The 21,986-nt window shown below is 62.9% G+C and carries 19 protein-coding genes and 1 pseudogene; 8 read left to right on the forward strand and 12 right to left on the reverse strand.

What is annotated here, in order from left to right:
* Positions 1-88: 88 nt before the first annotated feature.
* Together LDH74_RS22220 and ade are read left to right on the forward strand one after the other, a co-directional pair.
* Positions 89-1,474, forward strand: coding sequence for a nucleobase:cation symporter-2 family protein (locus tag LDH74_RS22220; protein ID WP_226042647.1), 1,386 nt, complete (start codon positions 89-91; stop codon positions 1,472-1,474).
* Between the two features lie 264 nt (positions 1,475-1,738).
* Positions 1,739-3,406 (forward strand): adenine deaminase, encoded by a 1,668-nt coding sequence (gene ade / locus LDH74_RS22225; RefSeq protein ID WP_226042648.1) that lies wholly within the window; start codon positions 1,739-1,741, stop codon positions 3,404-3,406.
* Between the two features lie 73 nt (positions 3,407-3,479).
* On the opposite strand, the gene LDH74_RS22230 is transcribed toward ade, so the two are convergent.
* The 3 genes from LDH74_RS22230 to yqeC form a co-directional block, all read right to left on the reverse strand.
* Positions 3,480-4,274, reverse strand: coding sequence for a GNAT family N-acetyltransferase (locus tag LDH74_RS22230; protein WP_226042649.1), 795 nt, complete (start codon positions 4,272-4,274; stop codon positions 3,480-3,482).
* 248 nt (positions 4,275-4,522) lie between these two features.
* Positions 4,523-5,092 carry a nucleotidyltransferase family protein gene (locus LDH74_RS22235; protein ID WP_345778567.1) on the reverse strand — a complete coding sequence of 190 codons (570 nt, stop codon included), beginning with the start codon at positions 5,090-5,092 and terminating at the stop codon, positions 4,523-4,525.
* Positions 5,093-5,280: 188 nt separating this feature from the next.
* Positions 5,281-6,042, reverse strand: coding sequence for a selenium cofactor biosynthesis protein YqeC (yqeC, locus tag LDH74_RS22240; protein WP_226042651.1), 762 nt, complete (start codon positions 6,040-6,042; stop codon positions 5,281-5,283).
* A 107-nt stretch (positions 6,043-6,149) separates the two neighbouring features.
* Between yqeC and LDH74_RS22245 the strand changes: the two genes are divergently transcribed.
* Both LDH74_RS22245 and selD read left to right on the forward strand, forming a co-directional pair.
* Positions 6,150-6,398: a sulfurtransferase TusA family protein gene (locus LDH74_RS22245; RefSeq protein ID WP_226042652.1), complete on the forward strand. Its 249-nt coding sequence runs from the start codon at positions 6,150-6,152 to the stop codon at positions 6,396-6,398.
* 3 nt (positions 6,399-6,401) lie between these two features.
* Complete coding sequence (gene selD / locus LDH74_RS22250; RefSeq protein ID WP_226042653.1) at positions 6,402-7,445, forward strand: selenide, water dikinase SelD; 1,044 nt, start codon at positions 6,402-6,404, stop codon at positions 7,443-7,445.
* A 7-nt stretch (positions 7,446-7,452) separates the two neighbouring features.
* Here selD and yqeB read toward each other — a convergent pair whose 3' ends face one another.
* From yqeB to LDH74_RS22280, 6 genes are all read right to left on the reverse strand, one after another.
* Positions 7,453-9,033, reverse strand: a complete 1,581-nt coding sequence (yqeB, locus tag LDH74_RS22255) for a selenium-dependent molybdenum cofactor biosynthesis protein YqeB (RefSeq protein ID WP_226042654.1) — start codon at positions 9,031-9,033, stop codon at positions 7,453-7,455.
* The gene (locus tag LDH74_RS22260; protein ID WP_345778568.1) at positions 9,030-9,275 is read right to left on the reverse strand and encodes a DsrH/TusB family sulfur metabolism protein; all 246 of its coding nucleotides are present in this window, start codon (positions 9,273-9,275) and stop codon (positions 9,030-9,032) included. Before LDH74_RS22260 ends, yqeB begins: the two co-directional genes overlap by 4 nt.
* 2 nt (positions 9,276-9,277) lie before the next feature.
* A complete protein-coding gene (locus LDH74_RS22265) occupies positions 9,278-9,631 on the reverse strand; it encodes a DsrE family protein (protein ID WP_226042656.1) in 354 nt (117 codons plus the stop codon).
* Positions 9,628-9,999, reverse strand: a complete 372-nt coding sequence (locus tag LDH74_RS22270; RefSeq protein WP_226042657.1) for a DsrE family protein — start codon at positions 9,997-9,999, stop codon at positions 9,628-9,630. The genes LDH74_RS22265 and LDH74_RS22270 overlap by 4 nt, the downstream gene beginning before the upstream one ends.
* A 110-nt stretch (positions 10,000-10,109) precedes the next feature.
* Positions 10,110-12,569 (reverse strand): molybdopterin cofactor-binding domain-containing protein, encoded by a 2,460-nt coding sequence (locus LDH74_RS22275; RefSeq protein WP_226042658.1) that lies wholly within the window; start codon positions 12,567-12,569, stop codon positions 10,110-10,112.
* Positions 12,566-13,111 (reverse strand): (2Fe-2S)-binding protein, encoded by a 546-nt coding sequence (locus tag LDH74_RS22280; protein ID WP_226042659.1) that lies wholly within the window; start codon positions 13,109-13,111, stop codon positions 12,566-12,568. The genes LDH74_RS22275 and LDH74_RS22280 overlap by 4 nt, the downstream gene beginning before the upstream one ends.
* 333 nt (positions 13,112-13,444) lie before the next feature.
* Here LDH74_RS22280 and LDH74_RS22285 point away from each other — a divergent pair.
* A pseudogene (locus tag LDH74_RS22285) lies at positions 13,445-13,582 on the forward strand (pyridoxal 5'-phosphate synthase lyase subunit PdxS); the annotation flags it as partial.
* Between the two features lie 55 nt (positions 13,583-13,637).
* Here the strand turns inward: LDH74_RS22285 and LDH74_RS22290 are convergent.
* Both LDH74_RS22290 and LDH74_RS22295 read right to left on the reverse strand, forming a co-directional pair.
* Complete coding sequence (locus tag LDH74_RS22290; protein WP_226042660.1) at positions 13,638-16,085, reverse strand: molybdopterin cofactor-binding domain-containing protein; 2,448 nt, start codon at positions 16,083-16,085, stop codon at positions 13,638-13,640.
* Complete coding sequence (locus LDH74_RS22295; protein ID WP_226042661.1) at positions 16,078-16,623, reverse strand: (2Fe-2S)-binding protein; 546 nt, start codon at positions 16,621-16,623, stop codon at positions 16,078-16,080. Before LDH74_RS22295 ends, LDH74_RS22290 begins: the two co-directional genes overlap by 8 nt.
* 303 nt (positions 16,624-16,926) lie before the next feature.
* On the opposite strand from LDH74_RS22295, the gene npdG reads away from it, so the two are divergent.
* Together npdG and LDH74_RS22305 are read left to right on the forward strand one after the other, a co-directional pair.
* Positions 16,927-17,595, forward strand: coding sequence for an NADPH-dependent F420 reductase (gene npdG, locus LDH74_RS22300; protein ID WP_226042662.1), 669 nt, complete (start codon positions 16,927-16,929; stop codon positions 17,593-17,595).
* A gap of 1,031 nt (positions 17,596-18,626) precedes the next feature.
* The gene (locus LDH74_RS22305) at positions 18,627-18,860 is read left to right on the forward strand and encodes a hypothetical protein (RefSeq protein ID WP_226042663.1); all 234 of its coding nucleotides are present in this window, start codon (positions 18,627-18,629) and stop codon (positions 18,858-18,860) included.
* A 64-nt stretch (positions 18,861-18,924) separates the two neighbouring features.
* On the opposite strand, the gene LDH74_RS22310 is transcribed toward LDH74_RS22305, so the two are convergent.
* On the reverse strand, positions 18,925-20,157 hold the full coding sequence (locus tag LDH74_RS22310; protein ID WP_226042664.1) for a Zn-dependent hydrolase: 1,233 nt from the start codon (positions 20,155-20,157) through the stop codon (positions 18,925-18,927).
* A 128-nt stretch (positions 20,158-20,285) separates the two neighbouring features.
* Between LDH74_RS22310 and LDH74_RS22315 the strand changes: the two genes are divergently transcribed.
* Entirely contained in the window at positions 20,286-21,929 is a 1,644-nt protein-coding gene (locus tag LDH74_RS22315) for a D-aminoacylase (protein WP_226042665.1), read from the forward strand.
* Positions 21,930-21,986: the final 57 nt, after the last annotated feature.

The raw sequence follows: 21,986 nt of genomic DNA on the forward strand, positions 1-21,986 counted from the left end.
AATCTAAAGACAGGGCCGACTTATGTGAGAAAATATATATTCAATAAGCTATTTATGCCAAACCCATGTCTATGTGAATCGACAGCACATGTCAGAGAGGGACGGATCCATCGAACTGGCGTACGGATTAGAAGACAAACCACCGGCGATCAAGGCGCTCTTTCTCGGCGTCCAGCACGTAGCGGCCATGATCGTTCCGGCGACGGCGGTGGCACTCATCGTCGGAGGAGCCGTCGGTGTTGGCTCAGCTGACACGGCGTTCCTGGTTCAAATGGTGCTCGTGTTCTCGGGACTCGCGACGCTCGTGCAGGTGTTCCCCATCGGTCCTGTCGGATCCCGCTTACCCGTCGTGATGGGAACGAGCTTCGCGTTCGTCGGTGCGGCGATAGCCATCGGAAGCCAATACGGTCTCGACGCCGTTTTTGGCGCGATAGTGATCGCGGCACTAGTGGAGGTACTGATCGGGTGGCAGTTCAAACGGGTTAAGAGGTTCTTCCCGCCACTGGTATCCGGACTCATCGTTATGATCATCGGCCTCTACTTGATCCCGGTGGGGATGGACTACCTCGCGGGTGGCGTTGGCGCCTCGGACTACGGCGCGTACCACAACCTCGGTCTGGGCTTGCTCGTCATCGCCGTAACCGTCGGATTGAATCTCTTTACGGACGGCCCTTTACGGATACTCAGTATCCTCATCGGTCTCATGGTCGGATACGTGGCTGCGATCGCGATGGGTATCGTCAACTTCTCGCCCGTCGCGGAAGCAAGCTGGTTCGCCGTTCCCGTCCCGGGTCGGTTCGGGTTCTCCTTCGAACCGGTGGCCATCCTGACGTTCACTGCCATTCACATCACGGCAGCGATCGAATCCGTCGGGGACATCTCCGGCATCACATCCGCCGAAGGGCGAACTCCGACCGAAGACGAGGTAACGGGCGGACTCTTCGTTGACGGAATCGGCAGCTCGATCGGCGCACTGTTCGGCGCGTTCCCGCTAACAACGTTCTCTCAGAACGTTGGTCTCATCAACTTCACCGGCGTTATGAGTCGCTACGTCGTCGGTATCAGCGGTGTCGTCCTACTGGTTCTTGGTTTTGTTCCGAAAATTAGTGCCGTCGTGACGACAATTCCGAGTGCGGTACTCGGTGGTGCCGTGCTGGTCATGTTCGGAATGGTGATGTCGAGCGGTCTTCGCCTCATCTTCTTGAACGAACGGATGAACCGACGGAACATGGTCATCATCGCGACCTCGATCGGTGCCGGCCTTGGCGTCGAGGTCCGACCTGACGCGCTCAGCGCGTTACCGGATCAGGCGACGATTTTCTTCGGAAATGCGATCATTGTGACTGCCATCGTGGCGGTCCTGCTCAACACGCTGGTACCCCGCGAGACGGAAGCCAATCTCCAAGACGCAGCCACGACGGGTGATCTCGATGAAGGTCTGGGTACCGATGCAGTTGGGTCGTCCGAAGATTAAGACGATAAGTTCACTTCTTTGAATGGGGTTCTTGGTTCTCTATTGCCGTCTAAGTGGTGTGGCGCTTACGTTCACACAGTCTGGTGTGTTCATACGTAGCGTGTACCGCTAGTCGGTCAGTCATGCTACACCATGGCAATCTATTTCACGATCGCACTGGACATTCCGCTATGCAGTTCAATCGTGTCGCAGTCACCGAACGGTCTCATCGCCGATTCCGCGAAGACACGGCGGATGAAAGGTTCTGGAACGGGGTGATGTATCGTGACCGAACGCGTTGACACCCTCGTCCGCGGGACGTTAGTCAACGTGAACACCGGAAACGTGGAGGATCGCGCCGTGGCGATCGACGACGGGATCATCGTCGCGCTGGAAGAGCGTCCCGCCGAACGTGAACTCCACGCGAAATACGTCACGCCCGGACTCATCGACGCTCACATGCACGTCGAATCGAGCATGGTGACGCTTCCACAGTACGCGGAAGCGGTCGTCCCGAACGGCGTGACAAGCGTCGTACACGATCCCCACGAAATAGCAAACGTGGTCGGCGCTGCGGGCGTCCGCGCCGTCATTCAAGACGCTGAACAGACGCCGTTGAAGGCTCGATTCACCGTTCCTTCCAGCGTCCCAGCGTCGGACCTCCAAGACTGCGGGGCGACACTCCCCGCCGAAATGGTAACTGATCTACTCGAGGAACCGAACGTCATCGCGCTCGGCGAAGTAATGGACGTTCCTGGATTGGTCGCGGGAGACGAGGACGTCCACGCGAAGATCCGAGCCGCACGGGAGCGCGGATTGACTGTCGACGGACACATGCCACAGGTCACGGGTGACGAACTACACGAGGCCGCACGGTATCTGGACAACGACCACGAGAGTATCACGCTCGCCGAGGCCCGCGAGAAAGCCGATGTCGGTCTCCGCGTCTACCTGCGCGAGGGATCGTCCAGCAAGAACCTCGCCGAACTCTTGCCGCTCACCGAGGAGATCGATACTCGGCGACTCTCGCTCTGTACAGACGACCGTGAAGTCACAGACATTATCGACGAAGGCGGCGTCGACTTCGCCATTCGGAAAGCGATCCAGGAAGGCGCAGACCCGGTTAACGCCGTACAGATGGCGACGATAAACACGGCGGAGAGTTACGACCTCCCGTTCGGAAGAGTGGAACCGGGTGCACCGGCAGATCTCGTGTTGCTCGAGGATCTGGACTCCTGGCGCGTCGACGACGTACTCATCGACGGTGAACTGAATCCGACGGAGGACGGGACTGTCCCTTCCGCGACCAATCTTCCGACGGACACGGTCGAGTTCCCCTCGGTCTCGGCGTCCGACCTCGCGATCACGGCTCGTGACAGCCGCAGTCGCACCGCTCGCGTCCGCGTCATTGACGCCGTCGGCGGCCTCCAGACCGATCCCATGACCGCCGAAGTCCCCGTACGGGAGCGCACGCTACTGCCGGATCCGGACGAAGATCTGCTCTCACTCGCTGTCATCGAGCGACACGGTGGGAACGGAGGGATCGGCCGCGGCTTCGTTCACGGGTTAGACATCGACCGCGGTGCTGTCGGGTCAACGATCGCTCACGACGCGCACAACTGCGTCGTCGCCGGCGCTGATCACGCCTCCATGGCAGCGGTCGCGAACAAACTCGAGGAGTTAGACGGCGGCGTCGTCGCGTACGATCCCCTCGACGACGAATTCGCTTCACTCGCGCTCCCGGTCGCCGGTCTGATGTCGAACGAGTCGATAGAAACTGTCTACGAGCAGTTCGAAACCGTAGAGACCCACGCCGCAGAGATCGGGATGGCAGAAACCGGACTGATGGAACTCTCTTTCCTCGCCCTCGAGGTGATTCCGACGTATCGGCTCACGAACAACGGCCTCGTAGACGTCACGGATGGCAAGTACGTGGACGTGACGATGTCGTAGCGCGTCAGAAATTCCGATACTGACAGTGCTCGGGTACCGACGACGGCGGCAGCGGAATCGCGCGCACTGTCGCTCACCGGTCAACCACGGCGGACAGGATCACGTCGTCCGCGTAGGTCCCGTCCAGCAGATAGTGATCAGCGCGTGTCGCTTCGACGGTCCAGTCGCGCTCGACGAGGAAATCGATTCCCGTCTGATTCGTGGCGGGGAGGTGCTGATACAGTTTCTCGTAGCCACAGCGGTCGGCACACTGCCGTGCGTACGCCAACAGTCTGGTCCCGATTCCCGCCTCGCGTCGCGATTCGGCGACGCCACCGGTCACCGTCGCCGTGTGGGCGGTTTGTGCTCTGTCCGTCGCGTCGATGTGAATCCACCCACAGACCGCGTCCTCGATGGTCGCCACGTAGACTGCGCACTCTCTCGTCGAATCACGTCGGTGGGGCGTCCCGTCGTTTGTCACCGTTGCCACGGTCGGCGCCGTTTCGACGGACGGCTGTTCGCCGGCCATTGATCGCATGACGCTGACCAGTTCCACCCGATCGTCCTCGGTCGCCGGTCGAAATTCGACGGGCAAATCGAAACCGGTGAGACCGACCGTTTTCGGCTCCGCCACGCGGTTCAGATTGGCGGTCAAACGGACCCGGTCGTCAGTCTCGACCAGCAATCCGTTTTGCTCGAGGAGCGCTAGATGATGATCGATTGCGCGCCTGTCGTTGGGGTAGAGTGCCTCCTGCAGGCGACGAGGACGAACTGGACCGTGTTCGACGACGTACTCGTAGATGGTCCGCCGCTCCTCGTTGGTAATCTCGGTTACTGACGCTGTACTCGACCGTACCACGCCATCAGTCGGACTCGAATTTTCGCGCATAGTTTCTCCTGACACGACGGTTGCAGTCCGGCCGCTGCCTGAAATCCGTGGCTATCGACAGTACAGTCGGAATCGAGGTATATAGTTGCTCGAACGGACACGCCGCCAGACGCTCGTGGCAACACCTGACACATTCGGACAATGGCCGCACTGCCGGCGACCGTTACCGTGATTCAGGACGTCTCACTGTCTGATGCTGAGTCGTCGTATCCCGCTGGGGGCTGATTCGCTTTCCATCCGAAGGGGCATCAGTCGGTGGCCCGCTCCAAATCCGACTGAGAGTCGATGTCTCTTCTCACGCCCGGGTCGTCGACATCGACGAAGACGGTGTTTTCGTGGTTCTCAACGAGGTCTCGGCCGCCTCGGTCGCCGGAAACGGTCGACAACGTGTCGTAGTGCTGTCGACCGAACAGGATGGGATTCCCACGCCGACCGTCGTACGTGGGGGCGACGATGCTCCCGTCGCCGGTCACGTATGCTGTTCGCAATGCGTCCACAGTCAGTGGACGAACGAACGGCATATCTCCGAGCATGAACACGGTCGCGTCCCAGTCCGCGCCGCGTGCCGCGTCGACGCCGGTCCGGACCGACGCGCTTTGTCCCGCTTCGTAGTTCTCGTTGGAGCGGATCGAGAGATCGAGATCGGCGAGAGCCGCCACCACACGGTCCGCCTCGTGCCCGACGACGGCGACGATATCGTCGACGGACGACTGACACAGCGTCTCCGCCGCATGTCTCACAATGGGTGTCCCCTCAACGTCCGCAAGGAGTTTGTTCCCTCCCCCGAACCGGGTCCCCTTCCCCGCCGCGAGGATCACACCCCCGATAGTATTGACTTCATTACCGCCATCCGGTCCGTCGACAGCCCGAGCCGTGTCTGACCGATCTGCCATACGACCATTTCGTGACGGACCGTACTGGTTCTTTTCCCGTCGCCATCTCTGTCGACTTGCATCCTGACAGCGAGTACGCTCGAGAGACGCAGCACCGATAGTTCGCGCTCCTATCACGACGACTCGCTCTCGACGGGGAGGCAAACGTCTCGGTCGAACGACGTCACGAGGCCTCGGGTGAACCGAGTCGTTTCCTCGAGCGCGTGCTCGAGTACCGCTCGCGCCGTCTCTTGGTGGTCCGGCGTGTCCGCCTTGTTGACTACGGGTGTGACGACTGCGATATCGGGCACGTGTCGTAGTCCCCCGTCGGGACTTGCGAGCACGGTGCCGATCGTTTCGGGCGTAATCGTGTCGCCGACGGAGAGGTCGGTGATCGCGGTGACGCGTTCGGGACGGTGAACGACGGCTTCGGCGAGCGGTTCGCCGACGGCGTGCACTGAGGCCACGGGGACGACGTGAGTCGCCTCGTCTGGAACCACCGGCTCGTCGGTTCCGGGGGCCTTGAACTCCCGCCGTCGAGCCCCATCGGCTTTGACGAGGAGCCAGTCGACAATCCCACGATCGAGAACCGACGCCAGCGGCTCGGGATCGAACCCGCGAACTTTTCGGTCGACTCGTTCGGGATCGGCGACCCTTTCGCTCGCGAACGCGACCGGTGGCTCGGTTTCGAGCAGCGCGTCCGGCAGTCGCTCGGCGTTCGTGACCGTCAGCGGCAGATCGGGTGGCGGCATCTGTGTCGTCGTCGTGAACCCGACGTCGTACCCCCGCTCGGTTCCGTCCGTCGCGAGTCGGTGCATGGCGGTCTTCTTGCCGCCGGCACCGACGAACGCGACGAGCTCTCGGTCGCCGAGGCCCAGCGCGGTCGACAGTTCCATACCGTCACTGTGCGACGAGAGCGAAAATAGATTTGCCCCATCGGAGTGCGAGCCGCGGAGTAGATCGAGCCGATACTGTTTTGCGACTCACTCGCATACGTTGACGCATGACGCGAGTAGATGTGCGCGGAGAAATCTGTCCGCGGCCGGCGCTGATCGTCCGCCAGCAGCTCGCCGAACTGGAGACGGGCGACGAGTTACTCGTGCGAGGCGATTACCCCCCGGCGGAACGGAACCTCTGTCGAATGTGTCGCAAACGCGGGTTCACCGTCGCGAAGACCGAGGACGGAAGCGACGAGAACGCGTTCGAGTTGCGCATCGAAGTGACCGACGACGCCGAGATTCCGGAGGCGTAGTCGATGAGCGACCGTTCCGACGACGGCACCGTACAGCTCACCGAGTACGCCGACCTCCACGGCTGCTCCTGCAAGGTCGGTCAGAGCGATCTCGACGATCTACTTCGGGACGCGGGGCTGACCGAATCTCGAGACGAACTGCTGTTCGGCGTCGGCGAGGACGCCGCCGCGCGGCGACTGACCGACGATCTGGCGCTCGTTTCGACGGTCGATTTCTTCACGCCGATCATCGACGACCCCTACGACTTCGGTCGCGTCGCAGCGTGTAACGCCGCGAGCGACGCGTTCGCGACGGGGGCCGTCGACAACCTCGACTGTCTCGTCGTCCTCGGGCTCCCACAGGAATTGACGGACACTGCACCGATGATCCTGGCCGGTATCGCCGATGCGATCGACGACATGGGCGGCGTGATCGCGGGCGGCCACACGATCGTCAGCCCGTGGCCGTTCGCCGGCGGTGCCATCTCTGCGACTGCACCGCCCGAGGCGCTGTTGACCTCACAGCGCGCGACAGCCGGAGACTCTCTCTACCTTACGAAACCGCTCGGAACGCAGTCGGCGATGGGAGGACTGCGCGTTTCGGACGACGAGTTCGCCGACGTCGTCGCAGAGGCCACGGAACGGTCGGTTCAAAAGATCGGCGACGAAGCGCTCGCCTGGATGACGACCCCGAACCGGGCCGCTGCAATGGCCAGTCGCGACGTCGCGACCGCGGCAACCGATATAACCGGGTTCGGGCTCGTCGGGCAGGCGCAGGTCCTCGCCGACAACGCCGACGTGGGGATCGAGGTAACTAAGCTGCCGATCATCGAAGGAACCGATGACCTCTCGAGTCTGTTCGGGTACGGCCTCAAGGACGGCGAGAGCGCGGAAACCAGCGGCGGCTTGCTCCTGTCGATCCCCGAGTCGCGAACTCCGACGCTCGAATCCCGTCTCGACGGCGCTGACGTCTTCTACCGTCGTATCGGACGCGTCACTGACGGCAACGGCGTTTCGTTACGCGATCCAACGATAGAACCGATCAGCCGGGAGAAACGAGACAACTGACCGGTCGCTAGCTGAGTTTCAGGACGGCCTCGAGGACGCCGCCGCCGAGACAGAGCGCTTTATCCGAAATTTTCGCCGGGTCGACGTCGTCGCCGCGCGGATCGATATCGCCGAGTTTCGCCCCTTCGTTGACCTCAAGTCCGCCGTGGACGAGACCGCGAACGAGGCCGTCGATTTCCGCGACTACGTCGGTGTTGCCGACGTGACCCACGGTCTCGCCCGCCGAAACGAGATCGCCGATTTCGACCACGGGCTCCCACAGTTCCTCGCCCGGCGCGCGGAGGACCCGTTCGTGCGTGTAGCCGCGCCGTTCGCCCGGTTCGCCGTCGTACGGACTCGCCCGGCCGTCGTAGAAAACGCGACCTAACTCGTGGCCTCTGTCCGTCTCGACGACGGCGTCGACGTCCTCGCCGGCTTCGAATCCGGGACCGAGACCGACGACTACGTCCGCGTCGTCGCGGCGGGTGCCCGTATCGGTCCGACCTTTCGCCAGTATCGCATCGACGACCACGGCCGCATCGAGCGTCGCCGCGATCGAAGCCCCCGGGTCCTCGAGGACCGGTACCGCATCGTCCTCGAGTATCTCGATCGCCTCGTCCACGTCGGCCGCTCGGCGGCCGACGACGCCTTCGATCGAAACCTCGTCTTCGTACATCGCTGCCGCGAACGCCACCTTCCGTCGAACGACGGTCGGTCGCTCGACCTCGGTCACCACGACCGGATACCCGGCCTGGTGCAGTCGGTAGACGACGCCGCTTCCGAGGTCGCCGCCGCCCCGGACGACGACGAGGTCGTCGAGATTCAGTCGCGTCGCGCGCTGTCCGTCAGCACCGTACCGATCCATGTTCACCTCCGAGAGGATCGCCAGCGCGACGTCTTCTGGGCCGCTCCCGCCGAGATCGAGCCCGACTGGTGCCCTGACCCGCGCGAGTTCTCGCCGGCTGTACCCCTCCTCGGCGAGCGAATCGATGACGTGTTCCGTCTTCGTGTCGCTGGCGACGAGGCCGACGTAGCCGGCGTTGCCGTCGAGCGCCGCCGCGACGGCGCGCTGATCGAACGTCCCGCTGCGCGTCGCCACCGCGACCGATGTTTCGGCCGTCATCGGGAACTCGGACAGCGTTTCCCCGTACTCTCCATGGATGACGTTTGTGTCGTCCGGGAACGCATCAGGGTCGGTGTATTCCTCGCGGTCGTCGATCACCGTAACGTCGTACTCCAACTGCTCCGCCAGCGCCGCGAGTTCGACGCTGATGTGGCCGCCACCGGCGATGTAGAGGCGCGCCCGTCCGCGAATTCGTTCGATGAAGACGTCCATCGAGCCGCCACAGACCATGCCGGTGTTCCCGCCGGGCTCGAGTTCGTACGTTTGAACGCCGGAGTCGACCTCACCGTTCAGCACTGCTCGCGCGTCCTCGACGGCGAGGTGTTCGACCGTTCCGCCGCCGATCGTGCCGTAGTCGCCGTCCGCGGTGACGAGCATCCGATCCCCGACGTCCCTGGGAGCGCTCCCGTCCTTGTCGACGATCGTCAGCATCGCAGCCGCCTCGCCGTCGTCGACCAGTTCGGTAACTCGTTCGAACACGCTCATACGAAGTTTTTCACCTCGTTCTCGACTATCAGGTCGATTAAATCGTCGTACGTGATCTCCTCGATTTCCTTGGGGAGGTCGACACCGCGGACGTCGACGTCTTTCTCGACTGCGTAGAGTTCCGCGTCGAGCGCCGGAGACAGGAACACGCCGTCCTGTACGAGGACGACGCGTGCCTCGGGGTCGTCCGCCGCAGTTCGAAGTCCGATATCGGCCATGGGTTCGTCTATCAGGTATAGCATGGTTAGAAGTCCAGAACGCAATCGGCGTCCCGAATGCGCGCCGAAACCTCGTCGCCGGCGCGAACAGTCACGTCGTCAGCGATCTCGTCGGTGGAGATACCCCGCTCCGTCAGCGCGGCGGCGTCGACGATCATCGCTCCGTTCTGTTCCCGCAGATCGGCGATGTGCCCCGGCATGTTCAGCGCGTCTCGGTCGACGTCGCTTCGGGCGGCATACGTGCCGTCTTCCGTGAAGACGACTGTGACGTCGTGCCGGTCGAACCCCGCGGCGACGCCCCGCGCCGCCCGCAGCCCCTCCGGGACGTGCACGCGCCCGTACGGTGCTCGAGTCAGTAACACGACGACGTCGCGTTTCATAGCGATATCACTCGGTCTGCATCGCCGATCGTGTCCGCCAGATCGGGGAGGAGTCCGACCTCAACGCCGTCCGGATAATCGTCCGGCGCGTCGATACCGCGGGCGTCGACACAGAGGCCACAACAGATCACCTCGGCACCGTCGGCGATGAGTTCCTGAAATTTCTCCGTCGGCATCTCGTCGTAGAGGCCAGTGTCTGAACAGTCGGGAAACGTCTGTCCGTCGACGGGCACGAGCGCCCCGTCGAGGTAGTGAAAGAACGAAACTTCGTGGCCTTTCCCGAGCGCCGCCTTTCCGAGTTCGTACGCCGTTCGCCAGCGCTCGCTGTCGAAGGGCCCGCCGGTCAGTAGAATCCCGATGGAAGCCATGCTCTACCATAGCGGAGTAGCGATAATAATAGTTCGGACGACTCCGGTACGCCTCGAGAGATTCGGGACGGGAGACGGTATTTCGGAAGACCGCTTCGTATTATCGGCGACTAGTCGTCGCGTTCGTCGAGGGCCCGTCTGATATCGTCGGGCGTAATGGGCAGGGAGTTCACGCGGACGCCGACGGCGTCACGGATCGCGTTGCTGAGCGCCGGCGGAACGCCGTTCGTGGGGAGCTCGGCGATCGACTTCGCGCCGAACGGCCCGGTCGGTTCGTGCGTTTCGACAATGATCGTCTCCATCGGCGGATGATCGGTCGTCCGTGGCATCCCGTACTGTCGGAAGCCGAGCACCTCCGGATTCCCCTCGTCGTCGAACTCCAGTCCGCCGCTGGTGGCGTACTCGAGGCTCATGTGCTCGCCACCTTCGATCTGCCCTTCGACGAGCGCGGGGTTGATTGCAACGCCGCAGTCGGCGGCGAACGCCATTTCGTTGATCTCGTACTCGCCGGTTTCTTCGTTCACGGTCACGTCGACGAACTGGGCGCCGTACGGCGGCGGACTTTCGTCCGTCGAGTGATTGCCCTTACCGAGGATGTGTTCGCGGTCGTCGTGGCCGTACGTCGCTTCGTACCCGATTTCCTTCAGCGACACGCCGTCGCCGGTCACCTCGCTGTACACCTGCCCGTCGCCCGTTTTCAGGTTCTCGACGGGTTCATCGAGCATCTTCGACCCCCAGTGGACGAGCCGTTCCCGCGCGTCTTCGGCCGCTTCCTTGACGGCTTGACCGCTGATGTAGGTCGTCGAGGAGGCGTACGCGCCGTAGTCGAACGGCGTCAGGTCGGTGTCCGAGGAGATAACGACGATATCCGTGGGCTCACAACCCAGAACCTCCGCGGCGACTTGGCTGAACATCGTGTCGGAGCCGGTGCCGGTGTCGACGCCGCCGACCTGCAGGTGGAACGAGCCGTCCTCGTTCATCTTGATCTGGGCCGCGCCGAGTTCTCGCCCGGCGACGCCGCTGCCCTGGGCGATCATCGCCATTCCGACGCCACGGTGGCGGTGTGGCTCCGCGGGTTGCTCGAGATCGTCGTAGCCGATGGCCTCCTTCCCGCGCTCGATACACTCGCGGAGTCCGCACGACCGTATCTCCCGGCTGAACCGATCGCCGTCTTTCAGTATGATGACGTTCCGGTCGATATCCCCCTCTCGAACGGCGTTGCGTTTGCGGAACTCGATCGGATCGAAGTCCAGCCGGCGCGCGACCTCGTCCATGTGCGACTCGACTGCGAAATGGCCCTGCGGGGCGCCGTAGCCGCGCATCGCCGCACCCATCGGCAGGTTTGTGTGGACGACGTCGCCCTCGAACCTGACGTTCGGAACGCGCGGATACAGCGGGAGCGGTTTCGTTCCGACGTTGTTCGCGACGGTCATCCCGTGGGTGCCGTACGCCCCCGAGTTCGAGAGCGTATACAGATCCATCGCCTCGAGCGTCCCGTCCTCGTCCACCGCTGTCCGCATGCGCATCTGCATCGGATGGCGAAACCGGAGCGCGTAGAACTCCTCGCGGCGGGTCATCTCCAGTTTGACCGGCCGGTCGGCCGCCAGATGGAGTACGAACGCGATCGGTTCGATCGCCATCTCCTGTTTCGCACCGAAGCCGGCCCCGATGCGGGGTTTCGTGACGCGGACGTCGCGAATGGGAACGTCGAACAGATGCGCGATCTGCCGCCGGGTGTGGAACGGAACCTGCGTCGCAGTGATGAACGAGTACCGGCCGTCCTCGTCCGTGTGGGCGATCGTCGTGTGGGGTTCGGGGACACAGTGTGACTGGTATGGTGTTTCCCATTCCGTCTCGATCACCCGGTCGTCGTCCGTTCGATCGAACACCCGCTCGACGTCGCCTCGCTCGCCCTCGAAGTGAGACTCGAGGTTCCGCTCGTAGTCGGCACCGCGCTGTTTGTTCTCGACCTCGTCGGGATCGAATAACTGTGGCGCGTCCGGATCCGTCGCCGTCTCGGGGTCGAGGACGGGGTCCAGTTCCTCGTATTCGACGTCGATCGTCCGCGCGGCGCGGTCTGCCGTCTCCGTGTCCGTTGCGGCGATCGCTGCGATGGGATCGCCGACGTATCGCACGTGTTCTCGGAGTACGCGCAGATCCCAGGGACTCGGTTCGGGGTAGGACTGGCCCGAACTCGAGTACGCTTTGTCGGGCACGACGTCGTCCCACGGCGTGATCACAGCGTACACGCCGTCCATCGCTTCGGCCTCGCTCGTATCGATGTCACGGACGTATCCGTGTGCGATTTCGCTCCGGATTACTTTCCCTTCGGCGAGCTCCGGGAAGCGATCACGGTAATCGGCCGTGTAACGGGCCTCCCCGGTGACGATTTTCCGAGCATCGTCTTTCTCGACGTCCTCGGTCAGATGCTCGCGCTCATCCCGGGATTTCCGGTCGTCTGCAGCCACCTCACTCTCCCCCGGAAACGCGTCCGCTTCCGTGGCCTCCTCCTCCGCCCGATCGCCGTCGGGTCTCTCGTTCCGTCCCGGTGTCTCTTCCAGATTGCTCATTTCGATCGGCCCTCCTCACGGGGGCAGGTCGAGGGGAACTCCTCGCAGCGGCTTTCCCCGCCATCTGCCGCCACGGTCTGCTCACCGTCCATTCGGTCTGCAGCTTCGAGAACCGCTTCGACGATCTTCTTGTAGCCGGTACACCGGCAGAGGTTGTCCGCCAGCGCTTCCCGCACCTCCGTCTCGGTCGGTTCCGGATTCGTCTCCAGTAGCGCCTTCGAACGCATGATCATGCCCGGGATACAGAAGCCACATTGGAGCGCCGAGTTGTCCACGAACGCCTGCTGAAGCGGGTGGAGATCGCTCTGCGTCCCCAGTCCTTCGATTGTTTCCACCGTCGATCCGGCGACTTTCGCGGCCGGCGTGACACAGGACATCGCCGGTTCGCCGTCGATTTGGACCGTACACATCCCGCACGCGCCCGTATCACAGCCGCGTTTCGGGCCGGTGTAGCCGTTTCGCCGCAGTACGTCCAGCAGGACGTCCGATTTCTCCGCCTTGAACGTCCGTTGTTGGCCGTTTAGCTCTAGTTCGAGTTGCATGAGTCTCATCGTGGGAGAGAGACCCTCCCTTCCTCCGAGTATCGGTCTCGAGAACCTAAATAGCTACTCCGAAGTGTGACGATAGCGGTCGGAAGCAAAAGAGAGAATCGCCGGCGAACGGACGATATCGCTGATCAACTGCCCTTTGCGAGTGAATCGGTCGTCCGAGCGGGCGTATTCGCCGACTGTGCCGAACTGCCAAGCGAACACGGCCGAGGCAACGTCGCGTGGAACGGGGATCGATCCTCCCACAGCGGGCAAACGTCGCACATTTTCTACGCGAACGGGACACACCAGTACGTTAATCCCGAGCCGTCGAAAACTCGAGACGGTATGACGAGCGACGATCGAACCGACTTGACGGAGCTCGAGCGAGGCAGTGAACTCGTCAAACAGGGGTTCGCTCGCATGCAAAAAGGCGGCGTCATCATGGACGTCGTCAATCGCGAGCAGGCCCGCATTGCGGAAGACGCCGACGGCCACGACGACTGGTTAGCGGATAAGATCGAAATCGAAAGCAGACGCTCTACTTTTCGTCGAGCGCCGTCTTGACTTTCTCGGCGGTAACGGGCATCTCGTTGATGCGCACGTCGACGGCCTCCCGGATCGCGTTACTGAGTGCCGGCGGCACCGTGTTGGTCGGCACCTCCGCGACGGATTTTGCGCCGAACGGTCCCGTCGGTTCGTGAGTCTCGATGAGAATGCTCTCGATCGGCGGCGTCTCCGTCGCCGACGGAAGCCCGTACTCGTCGAAATCCGAGACTTCTGCGCGGCCCTGCTCGTCGACGGTGATACCCTCACTCACGGCCATCTCGAAGCTCATGTGATTGGCACCCTCGACTTGCCCCTCCGCCATTCCGGGGTTGATCGCGACGCCGCAGTCGACAGCGACGACGAGTTTGTTGACCTCGAACTCGCCCGTCTGCTCGTCGACGGTCACGTCGACGAACTGCGCGGCAAACGGCGGCGGACTCTCCTCCGTGGAGTGCGTTCCCTTGCCGAGGATGTGCTCTCGATCGTCGTGGCCGTACACTGACTCGTAGCCGACGTCCTCGAGCGTAACCGCCTCTCCGCTCTCCTCGCTGTACACCTCGCCGTCGCGCGTCTCCAGATTTTCCGCGGGTTCGTCGAGCATCCGCGACGCCCACTCGAGGATGCGCTCTTTGGCGTCCTCGGCGGCCTTCTTCACCGCCATCCCGCTGATGTAGGTCGTCGAGGAGGCGTACGCGCCGTAGTCGAACGGCGTGTTATCGGTGTCGGAGGATTTGACGATGATGTCGTCTTCGTCACAACCGAGCACCTCGGAGGCGATCTGGATGAACGCCGTATCCGCGCCCGTGCCGATGTCCACGCCGCCGACCTGCAGGTGGAACGAGCCGTCCTCGTTCATCATGATCTGTGCGGCGCCGAGTTCGTCGCCGGCGACGCCGGTCCCCTGGGCCGACAGGGCCATGCCGATGCCGCGGTGGCGGTGTGGCTCCGAAGGTTGCTCGAGGTCGTCCCAGCCGATGGCTTCCTTGCCGCGCTCGATACACTCGTCGAGACCGCAGGAACGGATACGACGCTCCGCGCCCTCGCCGCCCATCATGCCGGCGATCTCGTCCAGGTCACCGACCTCCATGTAGTGTTGCCGGCGGAATTCGATCGGATCGAGGTCGAGATCCCGCGCGACCTCGTCCAAGTGACCTTCGAGAGCGAGCGTCCCCTGGGGGGCGCCGTATCCCCGCATCGCACCGGTCTGTGGCGTGTTTGTGTGGACGATGTCGGCCTCGAAGCGAGCGTTCGGTACCTTCGAGTACAGCGGCATCGGCTTGCTGCCGACGTTCCCGGCGACGGTCATGCCGTGGCTTCCGTACGCGCCGGTGTTCGAGAGCGCGTAGAGGGCGATCGCTTCGATCGTCCCGTCGTCGGTGACTGCCGTACGCGCACGAACCTTCATCGGGTGACGCGAGCGCATCGCGTAGAACTCTTCGTCGCGGGAGGCCTCGTACATGACGGGACGGTCTGTCGCGAGCGACAGCGCGAGCGGGATCGGCTCGACGACCATCGCCTGTTTACCGCCGAAACCACCACCAACGCGAGGTTTCTTCACTCTGATGTCCCGAATCGGGATATCGAACAGGTGCGCCAGCTGGCGGCGAGTGTGGTTCGGGACCTGCGTACTCGTGATGAGCACTTTCCTGTCGTCCTCGTCGGTGTAGGCGAGCGACGTGTGTTTCTCGATCTGTGCGTGGGACTGCCGGATGGTTTCCCACTCGGTTTCGTGGACGTGCGCGTTCTCGCGTTCGAGCGCGGCGTCGACGTCTCCGATCTCGCCCTCGATGTTGGACATCCGGTTGCGGTCGTAGTCGTGGCCGACGATTTTGTTCTCAACCTCGTCGTCGGCGAACAGTTGCGGAGCGTCTTCGTCGAACGCCTCCTCGGGATCGACGACGTGGTCGTACTCCTCGTACTCGACCTCGATGGTGTCGACCGCTGCCGCAGCGGTGGTCGCGTCCTCGGCCGCGACCGCCGCGATCGGGTCGCCGATGTAGCGGACGTGCTCGTTGAGCACGTTCATGTCCCACGGGCTCGGTTCGGGGTACGACTGGCCGGCGCTCGTGTACTTCGCGTCCGGCACGTCGTCTGACCACGGTGTAAGAACGGCGTAGACGCCGTCCAGTTCCTCGGCCTCGGTCGTGTCGATGGCCGTCACGCGGCCGTGTGGTACCTCGCTGCGGACGACTGCGGCGTGAGCGAGATCCGGGAATCGCTCTTCGTAGTCCGCGGTGTACTTGGCCTGTCCGGTGACGAGCTTGCGGTCGTCGAACTTTTCGGCCGGCTGGGAAACGCTCTTTCGCTCCCCCGGTGCCTTGTTGTTGTTCGCCGATTCGTCCCACTCGAGGGGGTGTTCTTCGAACTCCTGTGGCTCTTCCGAGGTCGGCTTCGACGCGGTACCACCGTCGGTCTGGGGATCGTTCGGGTCGTCACTCATCGGAATCACCGTCGTGACCGGTGTCGTCGGTTCCGCGAGAGTCGATCCGTGAGCCGCCGTCGGCGGCGACCGATCGATCGCCGTGCATTCGGTCGGCGGCGTCAAGGATCGCTTCGACGGGTTTCTGATAGCCGGTACACCGGCAGAGATTATCGTCGATGGCCTGGCGTACCTCAGCTTCGGTCGGATCGGGGTTATTCGCGAGTAGCGACTTGGCCTCGATTATCATGCCGGGAATACAGAAACCACATTGGACGGCGAAGTGGTCGACGAACGCCTCCTGAATCGGATGGAGATCGTCCTGTGTCCCGAGCGCCTCGATCGTTTCGATCTCCGCACCGTCGACGTTCCGGGCGTCAACGCCGCAGGCCATTTTCACTTCACCGTCGACGAACACCTTCGATGCGCCACAGACGCCACTATCACAGCCACACTTCACGCCCTTGTAGCCGTTCCGTCGCAGTACAGTCGCCAGGTCGTCGTCCGATTCGACCGCCACAGTCGTCGATTCGTCGTTGATCGTTAGTTCGATTTCCACGGAAATCCCTCCATTGGTGCAGGTGTGGCTCTCGCACACGCACGTCGTGGTGTAGGATGCGAGACAACAACACATATATCTATGGGTGACTTCCTCAATGCCGGCCCGAGACGGCCCAAACCCAGCGAACCGACTCGCCATGTTCGTTGGACAGCTGTGGCATCTCGCGTCGTCCGAGGTCCGGGTCGCCACGTGTCGAGACGCCTGTTGGCACAGTGATGTGGCAGTGTCGACTGTGTCGCCGGTTTGTCCGATCGCTGTGTGACGAGTACAGTTTTGAAGGGTACTCTACATTGTCGCTGTATGGAGATTGCACTCCTCGGAGGTACTGGTGATATCGGTCAGGGACTCGCGCTGCGCTGGGCGCGGGACACTGACCACTCGGTCGTCATCGGATCGCGGGACGCCGACAAGGCCGAGCAAAAGGCGAACGAATACTACTCGTCACTGAAAGAGATCGGCGTCACTCCCGATATCGCCGGCTATAGTAACGAAACGGCCGCCGATTCCGCCGAAGTCGTCGTCGTCAGCGTCCCGCCCGAATACGCGCCGCAGACGGTCGAAACGGTCGGGCCCGTCCTCGGCGAGGACGACGTACTCGTCAGTCCGGCAGTCCAGATGTCGCGTGACGCGAGCGGGTTTCACTACGATCCGCCCGAAACGGGATCCGTCGCCGAAGCAATCGATCGCGCAGCCCCCGACGACGTACCGGTCGTGAGTGCGTTCCAGAACCTCGCTGCGGGCGCGCTCAGCGTCCTCGAGAACGATCTCGAGGCCGACGTCGTCGTTACCGGTGACGATGGCGAGGCGAAGGAGACGGTCATGGCGCTGGCAGAGGACATCGACGGCCTCAGGGCGCTCGACGGCGGCCCGCTCGCGAACACCGGCGTCGTCGAGAGCGTGACGCCGCTTCTGATCAACCTCGCGATGAACAATGACGGCATGCACGACCTCGGCGTCCGCTTCGAGTAGCGAGCGAGGACGGTTTCTGTCGCGGTCGGCAGCGTTCATTCGGTCACACCGTCGGCTGCGATCCATCGACGGATCGACAACGGTGAGCTGCGAGTATCGCCATCGGCCTTTTGCCTGACGAACCGAGACGACGATACGAGTCGCACGAACTCGATCTCGAGGTCCCGTTCGTCCGTCGGAACGACGAACCATCGTAGAGCGAAGTCCGTCATCGGAAGGTCGGTTCGATGTCGGGATAACATTGATACATTCTCGCGTACGAGTGACGACGGAGACGCAATCCTACCGATCCCCGCGGGGTAGTATTTGCTTTCCCGCTCCGTCCGCGATTCCGGGATCATCGCTCGTCAGAGACGCCATCCATGACCGACGCAGGCCACCCATGACTGAAGACACTAAACGGCACGCCGAAGCCAATCTACACGGTAGTCGTACACTTCTTTCGAAACGATCACTATCGTACGTATTCACGGTGGCGGTAGTCCTCGTAGTGGCCGGGTGGATCGTCGATGTCGATCCGGTCCTCCTACTGTCGTCGGACGCTCGCGGCCAGATGTGGTTGCTCGTCGCTGAAGGATATCCGCCAGACGTCAGCCGCGATTTTCTTTTCGGTCACGCCCTTCGTGGCGGATTGCTGTGGGCGGTCGTCGAAACGCTCGCAATAAGTATCATCGGCACCTCCCTCGCCGTAGTCTTCGCGATCCCGCTCGCGCTCGCGAGTGCATCGACCGTCACACATCAAGGACCGCTGTATACGAGTGCGTCCTCCTCGCGAGTCGCGCTCGGATACGCACTCCATCGCAGTACAAGACTCCTGTTGGGTTTCTCCGATCGGTCCCCGGCCTCGTCTGGGGTTTTCTCTTCGTCACCGCCGTCGGACTGGGACCGTTCGCCGGCGCGCTCGCGCTCGGCGTTCACAACACGGGCGTGCTCGGTAAACTGTACGCGGACTTCCTCGAGGATACGGATCCGATGACGACCGAAGCGGTCGCGTCGAGCGGGCGACGCGGTTCCAGGCCGTCTGTCACGGGATGGTCCCGCAGATATCGGCGACGGTGGCGTCGTACACTCTCTACAGGTGGGAGTGTACCATCCGTTCGGCGACGATACTCGGCTTCGTCGGTGCCGGCGGGATCGGCTACTACCTCGTCATCTCGATTCAGCGGCTACAGTATCAGAAACTCGTCACTGCGATCGCTGCAGTGTTCGCGCTCGTGGTGATGTCCGACGCGCTCGCATCGCGACTTCGCGCTCGGATGGTGTGAACTCGGCAGTCGGTGGTCGTAATGACGCCGAACGGAACTGACACGAGGCCGTCTCGGACATCGCCTACGCTGACGCCTTCGACCGGACGGCCTCGAGGAGTACTTCGGTTCCGGTCACGATGTCCTCCCACTCCGTGTATTCGCTCTCGCGGTGGCTAATGCCGTCGACGCTCGGGACGAATATCATGCTCGTCGGCGTGATCTTGTTGAGGTAGTTCGCATCGTGGCCGGCACCGCTGACGAGACGAGTGTAGTCACAGCCGACCGTTTCGGCGGCGTCGACGACCGTCTCGATACAGCTCTGGTCGAAGGGGTCGGCGTCGACGCGCATGATCTCCTCGAACTCGTACTCGAGGCCCTCTCGTTCGGCCGCGTGGGCGATCTCGTGCTGGATCTGCTCGACCGCTGCATCGACGACCTCGTCGTCGTACGACCGGAAGTCGATCGTGAACTCGACTTTCTCGGGAATCACGTTAATCGCGTTCGGCCAGACGTCGACACTGCCGACGGTGCCGACGAGGTCGGTGCCTTCGGTCGCGGTGATCCGCCGGACGCTGTCGGTCACGTCGGCCGTCGCGACGAAGGCGTCGCGACGCATATCCATCGGCGTCGGGCCGGCGTGGTTCGCCTGCCCCTCGAACGTGACGTTCATCCAGGAGAAGCCAAACACGCCTTCGACGGCCGCGACGGGCAGGTCTGCTTGCTCGAGGAACGGTCCCTGCTCGACGTGCATCTCAAAATAGCAGTGGATGTCGTGGGGTTCGCAGGGCTCGTCGCCCTTGTACCCGATCCGTTCGAGTTCGTCACCGAACGTCTTCTCGTCCTTGTCCTCGCGCTCGTACGCGTAGTTGAGTTCGAAAATGTCACAAAAGACGCCGCTGCCGAGCATGTCCGGCTGGAACCGGACGCCCTCTTCGTTACTCCACGCGACGATCTCGAGCGGGCGCGTCGTCGTCTCGTCGGCGTCGTTGAGGGCTTCGACGACTTCGAGGCCGCCGAGGACGCCGATCACACCGTCGTATCGGCCACCGTTGTACTGGCTATCGATGTGCGAGCCGAACATAACAGGATCGGCGTCCGGATTCGCCCCGGATAGCCGTCCGAAGATATTCCCCATCTCGTCGATACGGACCGTCAGATCGGCGTCGCGAAACCATTCAGCGATGGTATCTCGGGCTTCCTTGTTCTCGTCGGACAAGCTCGGGCGGTTCACCCCGCCGTTGTCGGTCGCCCCGATCTCACTGAACTCGTCGAACCGTCGGCGGAATCGCTGCTCGTCGATACTCACTTCGGCCATGTGGGAACGCACCATCGGGGCGAACTTTAACATTCCGAAGGGGTCTACCACAGAGAAGCAGCCAAACACTGCCAGACGCGGTGCAACTCACCGAAAGAACCAAACAGCCCATCCACGAGAGTCGACACATGTCGTCTGTTAGCACGGGGTCCGTAGAGTTCCGAAACGCACGCGTTCTCGATGGCACCGGTGGGCCGGTCTTCAGCGCACACGTCCTAGTCGACGACGGTCGGATCAAACGCATCAGCGACGAACCGAGCGGTGCCGATCGGCACGTCGACCTCGACGGATCATATCTCGCCCCCGGGTTCGTGGACATGCACGCCCACTCGGAGCTGCGACTGATTTCCAAGCCCACTGCCGAGGAGAAGCTCACGCAGGGTATCACGACCGAAGTGCTCGGACAGGACGGGGTCAGCGTCGCGCCCGTACCCGAAGCGCTGAAGACCGAGTGGGAGAAGCGTATCCAGTCGCTGGACGGGACAATCGACGGGAGATGGCCGTGGAACTCCGTCGCCGAGTATCTCGCCGAACTCGACGAGGCGGCGCCGGCCGTCAACGCTGCCCACTACGCCCCGCACGGGAACCTCCGATCGCACATCGCCAGCTTCGAGGACCGCGAACTCGCGGCCGGAGAAGTGGCCGATCTACAGGACGGGCTCGAGCAGGCGATCGATGGCGGCGCGTTCGGACTGTCCACGGGAATGATCTACCCGCCGAGTTCCTACGGACGCGACCCGGAACTCGAGGCGCTCGCCGAGACGCTCGCGACCCGGGACTCGTTTATGATCTCTCACGTGTGGAACGAGACCGACCGGGTCGTCGAATCGATCGACCGCTATCTCGAACTCTGTCGGCGCGGCGGCTGTCACGCACACGTCTCACACCTGAAAGTGGGCGGCCAACAGAACTGGGGGAACTCCATGGACGTCCTCGAGCTGTTCGACGACGCGATCGACGCGGGACAACGGGTCTCGTTCGACCAGTACCCATACACGGCGGGCTCGACGATGCTCACCGCGCTGTTGCCGCCGTGGGCGCGACAGGGCGAAACGGCGGACATCCTCGAACGGCTGCGACGGGCGGACGTCAGAGAACGTATCGCCGAGGACATCTCGGCGCCCGGGGAGTGGGAAAACCTGGCTCGCGCGGCGGGCAGTTGGGACAACATCCTCATCACGCGGACCGCGAGCGGCGACTACCAGGGAGACACGATCGAGGAAATCGCGACCGAGCGAAACCTCGACCCGGTCGATGCGATGTGTGAACTCCTCGTCGAGGAGCACTTGGACGTGACGATGGCGGACTTCGTCATGTCGGAAGAAGACATCGAGCGGTTCCTCGCGGACGACCGAGGAACGTTCTGTACGGACGGCATCTTCGGCGGCAAACCCCATCCGAGAGCAATCGGGACGTTCGGTCGCATCCTGGAGCGATACGTGCGGGAGCGCGATGTACTGTCCCTGCCGCTTGTGGCGCGCAAGGCGGCCGGCCACCCCGCCGACATCCTCGGACTCGACGACCGGGGGTACGTGAAGGAGGGGTACGTCGCAGACCTCGTTGCATTCGACCTTGACGCCGTGTCGGAGAACGCCACCTACGAGGACCCGTTCCAGCTCACCGACGGCTTCGAGTATATTCTCGTCGGCGGAGCGATGGCCGTCGAGGACGGGACGACGACGGGCGTTCGGAACGGTGAGATTCTCCGCTCGACCGACGAGTGGGACGGCTCCGACCGGCCGGCACTCGACAGGTCGTCCAACGAGTCGTGACACACGAACCGTCCTGTGGCACATGATCGACAAAGGGGGACACACCGATTTGGTCTA

The sequence above is a fragment of the Natrinema sp. DC36 genome (assembly GCF_020405225.1).
Taxonomy (GTDB): domain Archaea; phylum Halobacteriota; class Halobacteria; order Halobacteriales; family Natrialbaceae; genus Natrinema.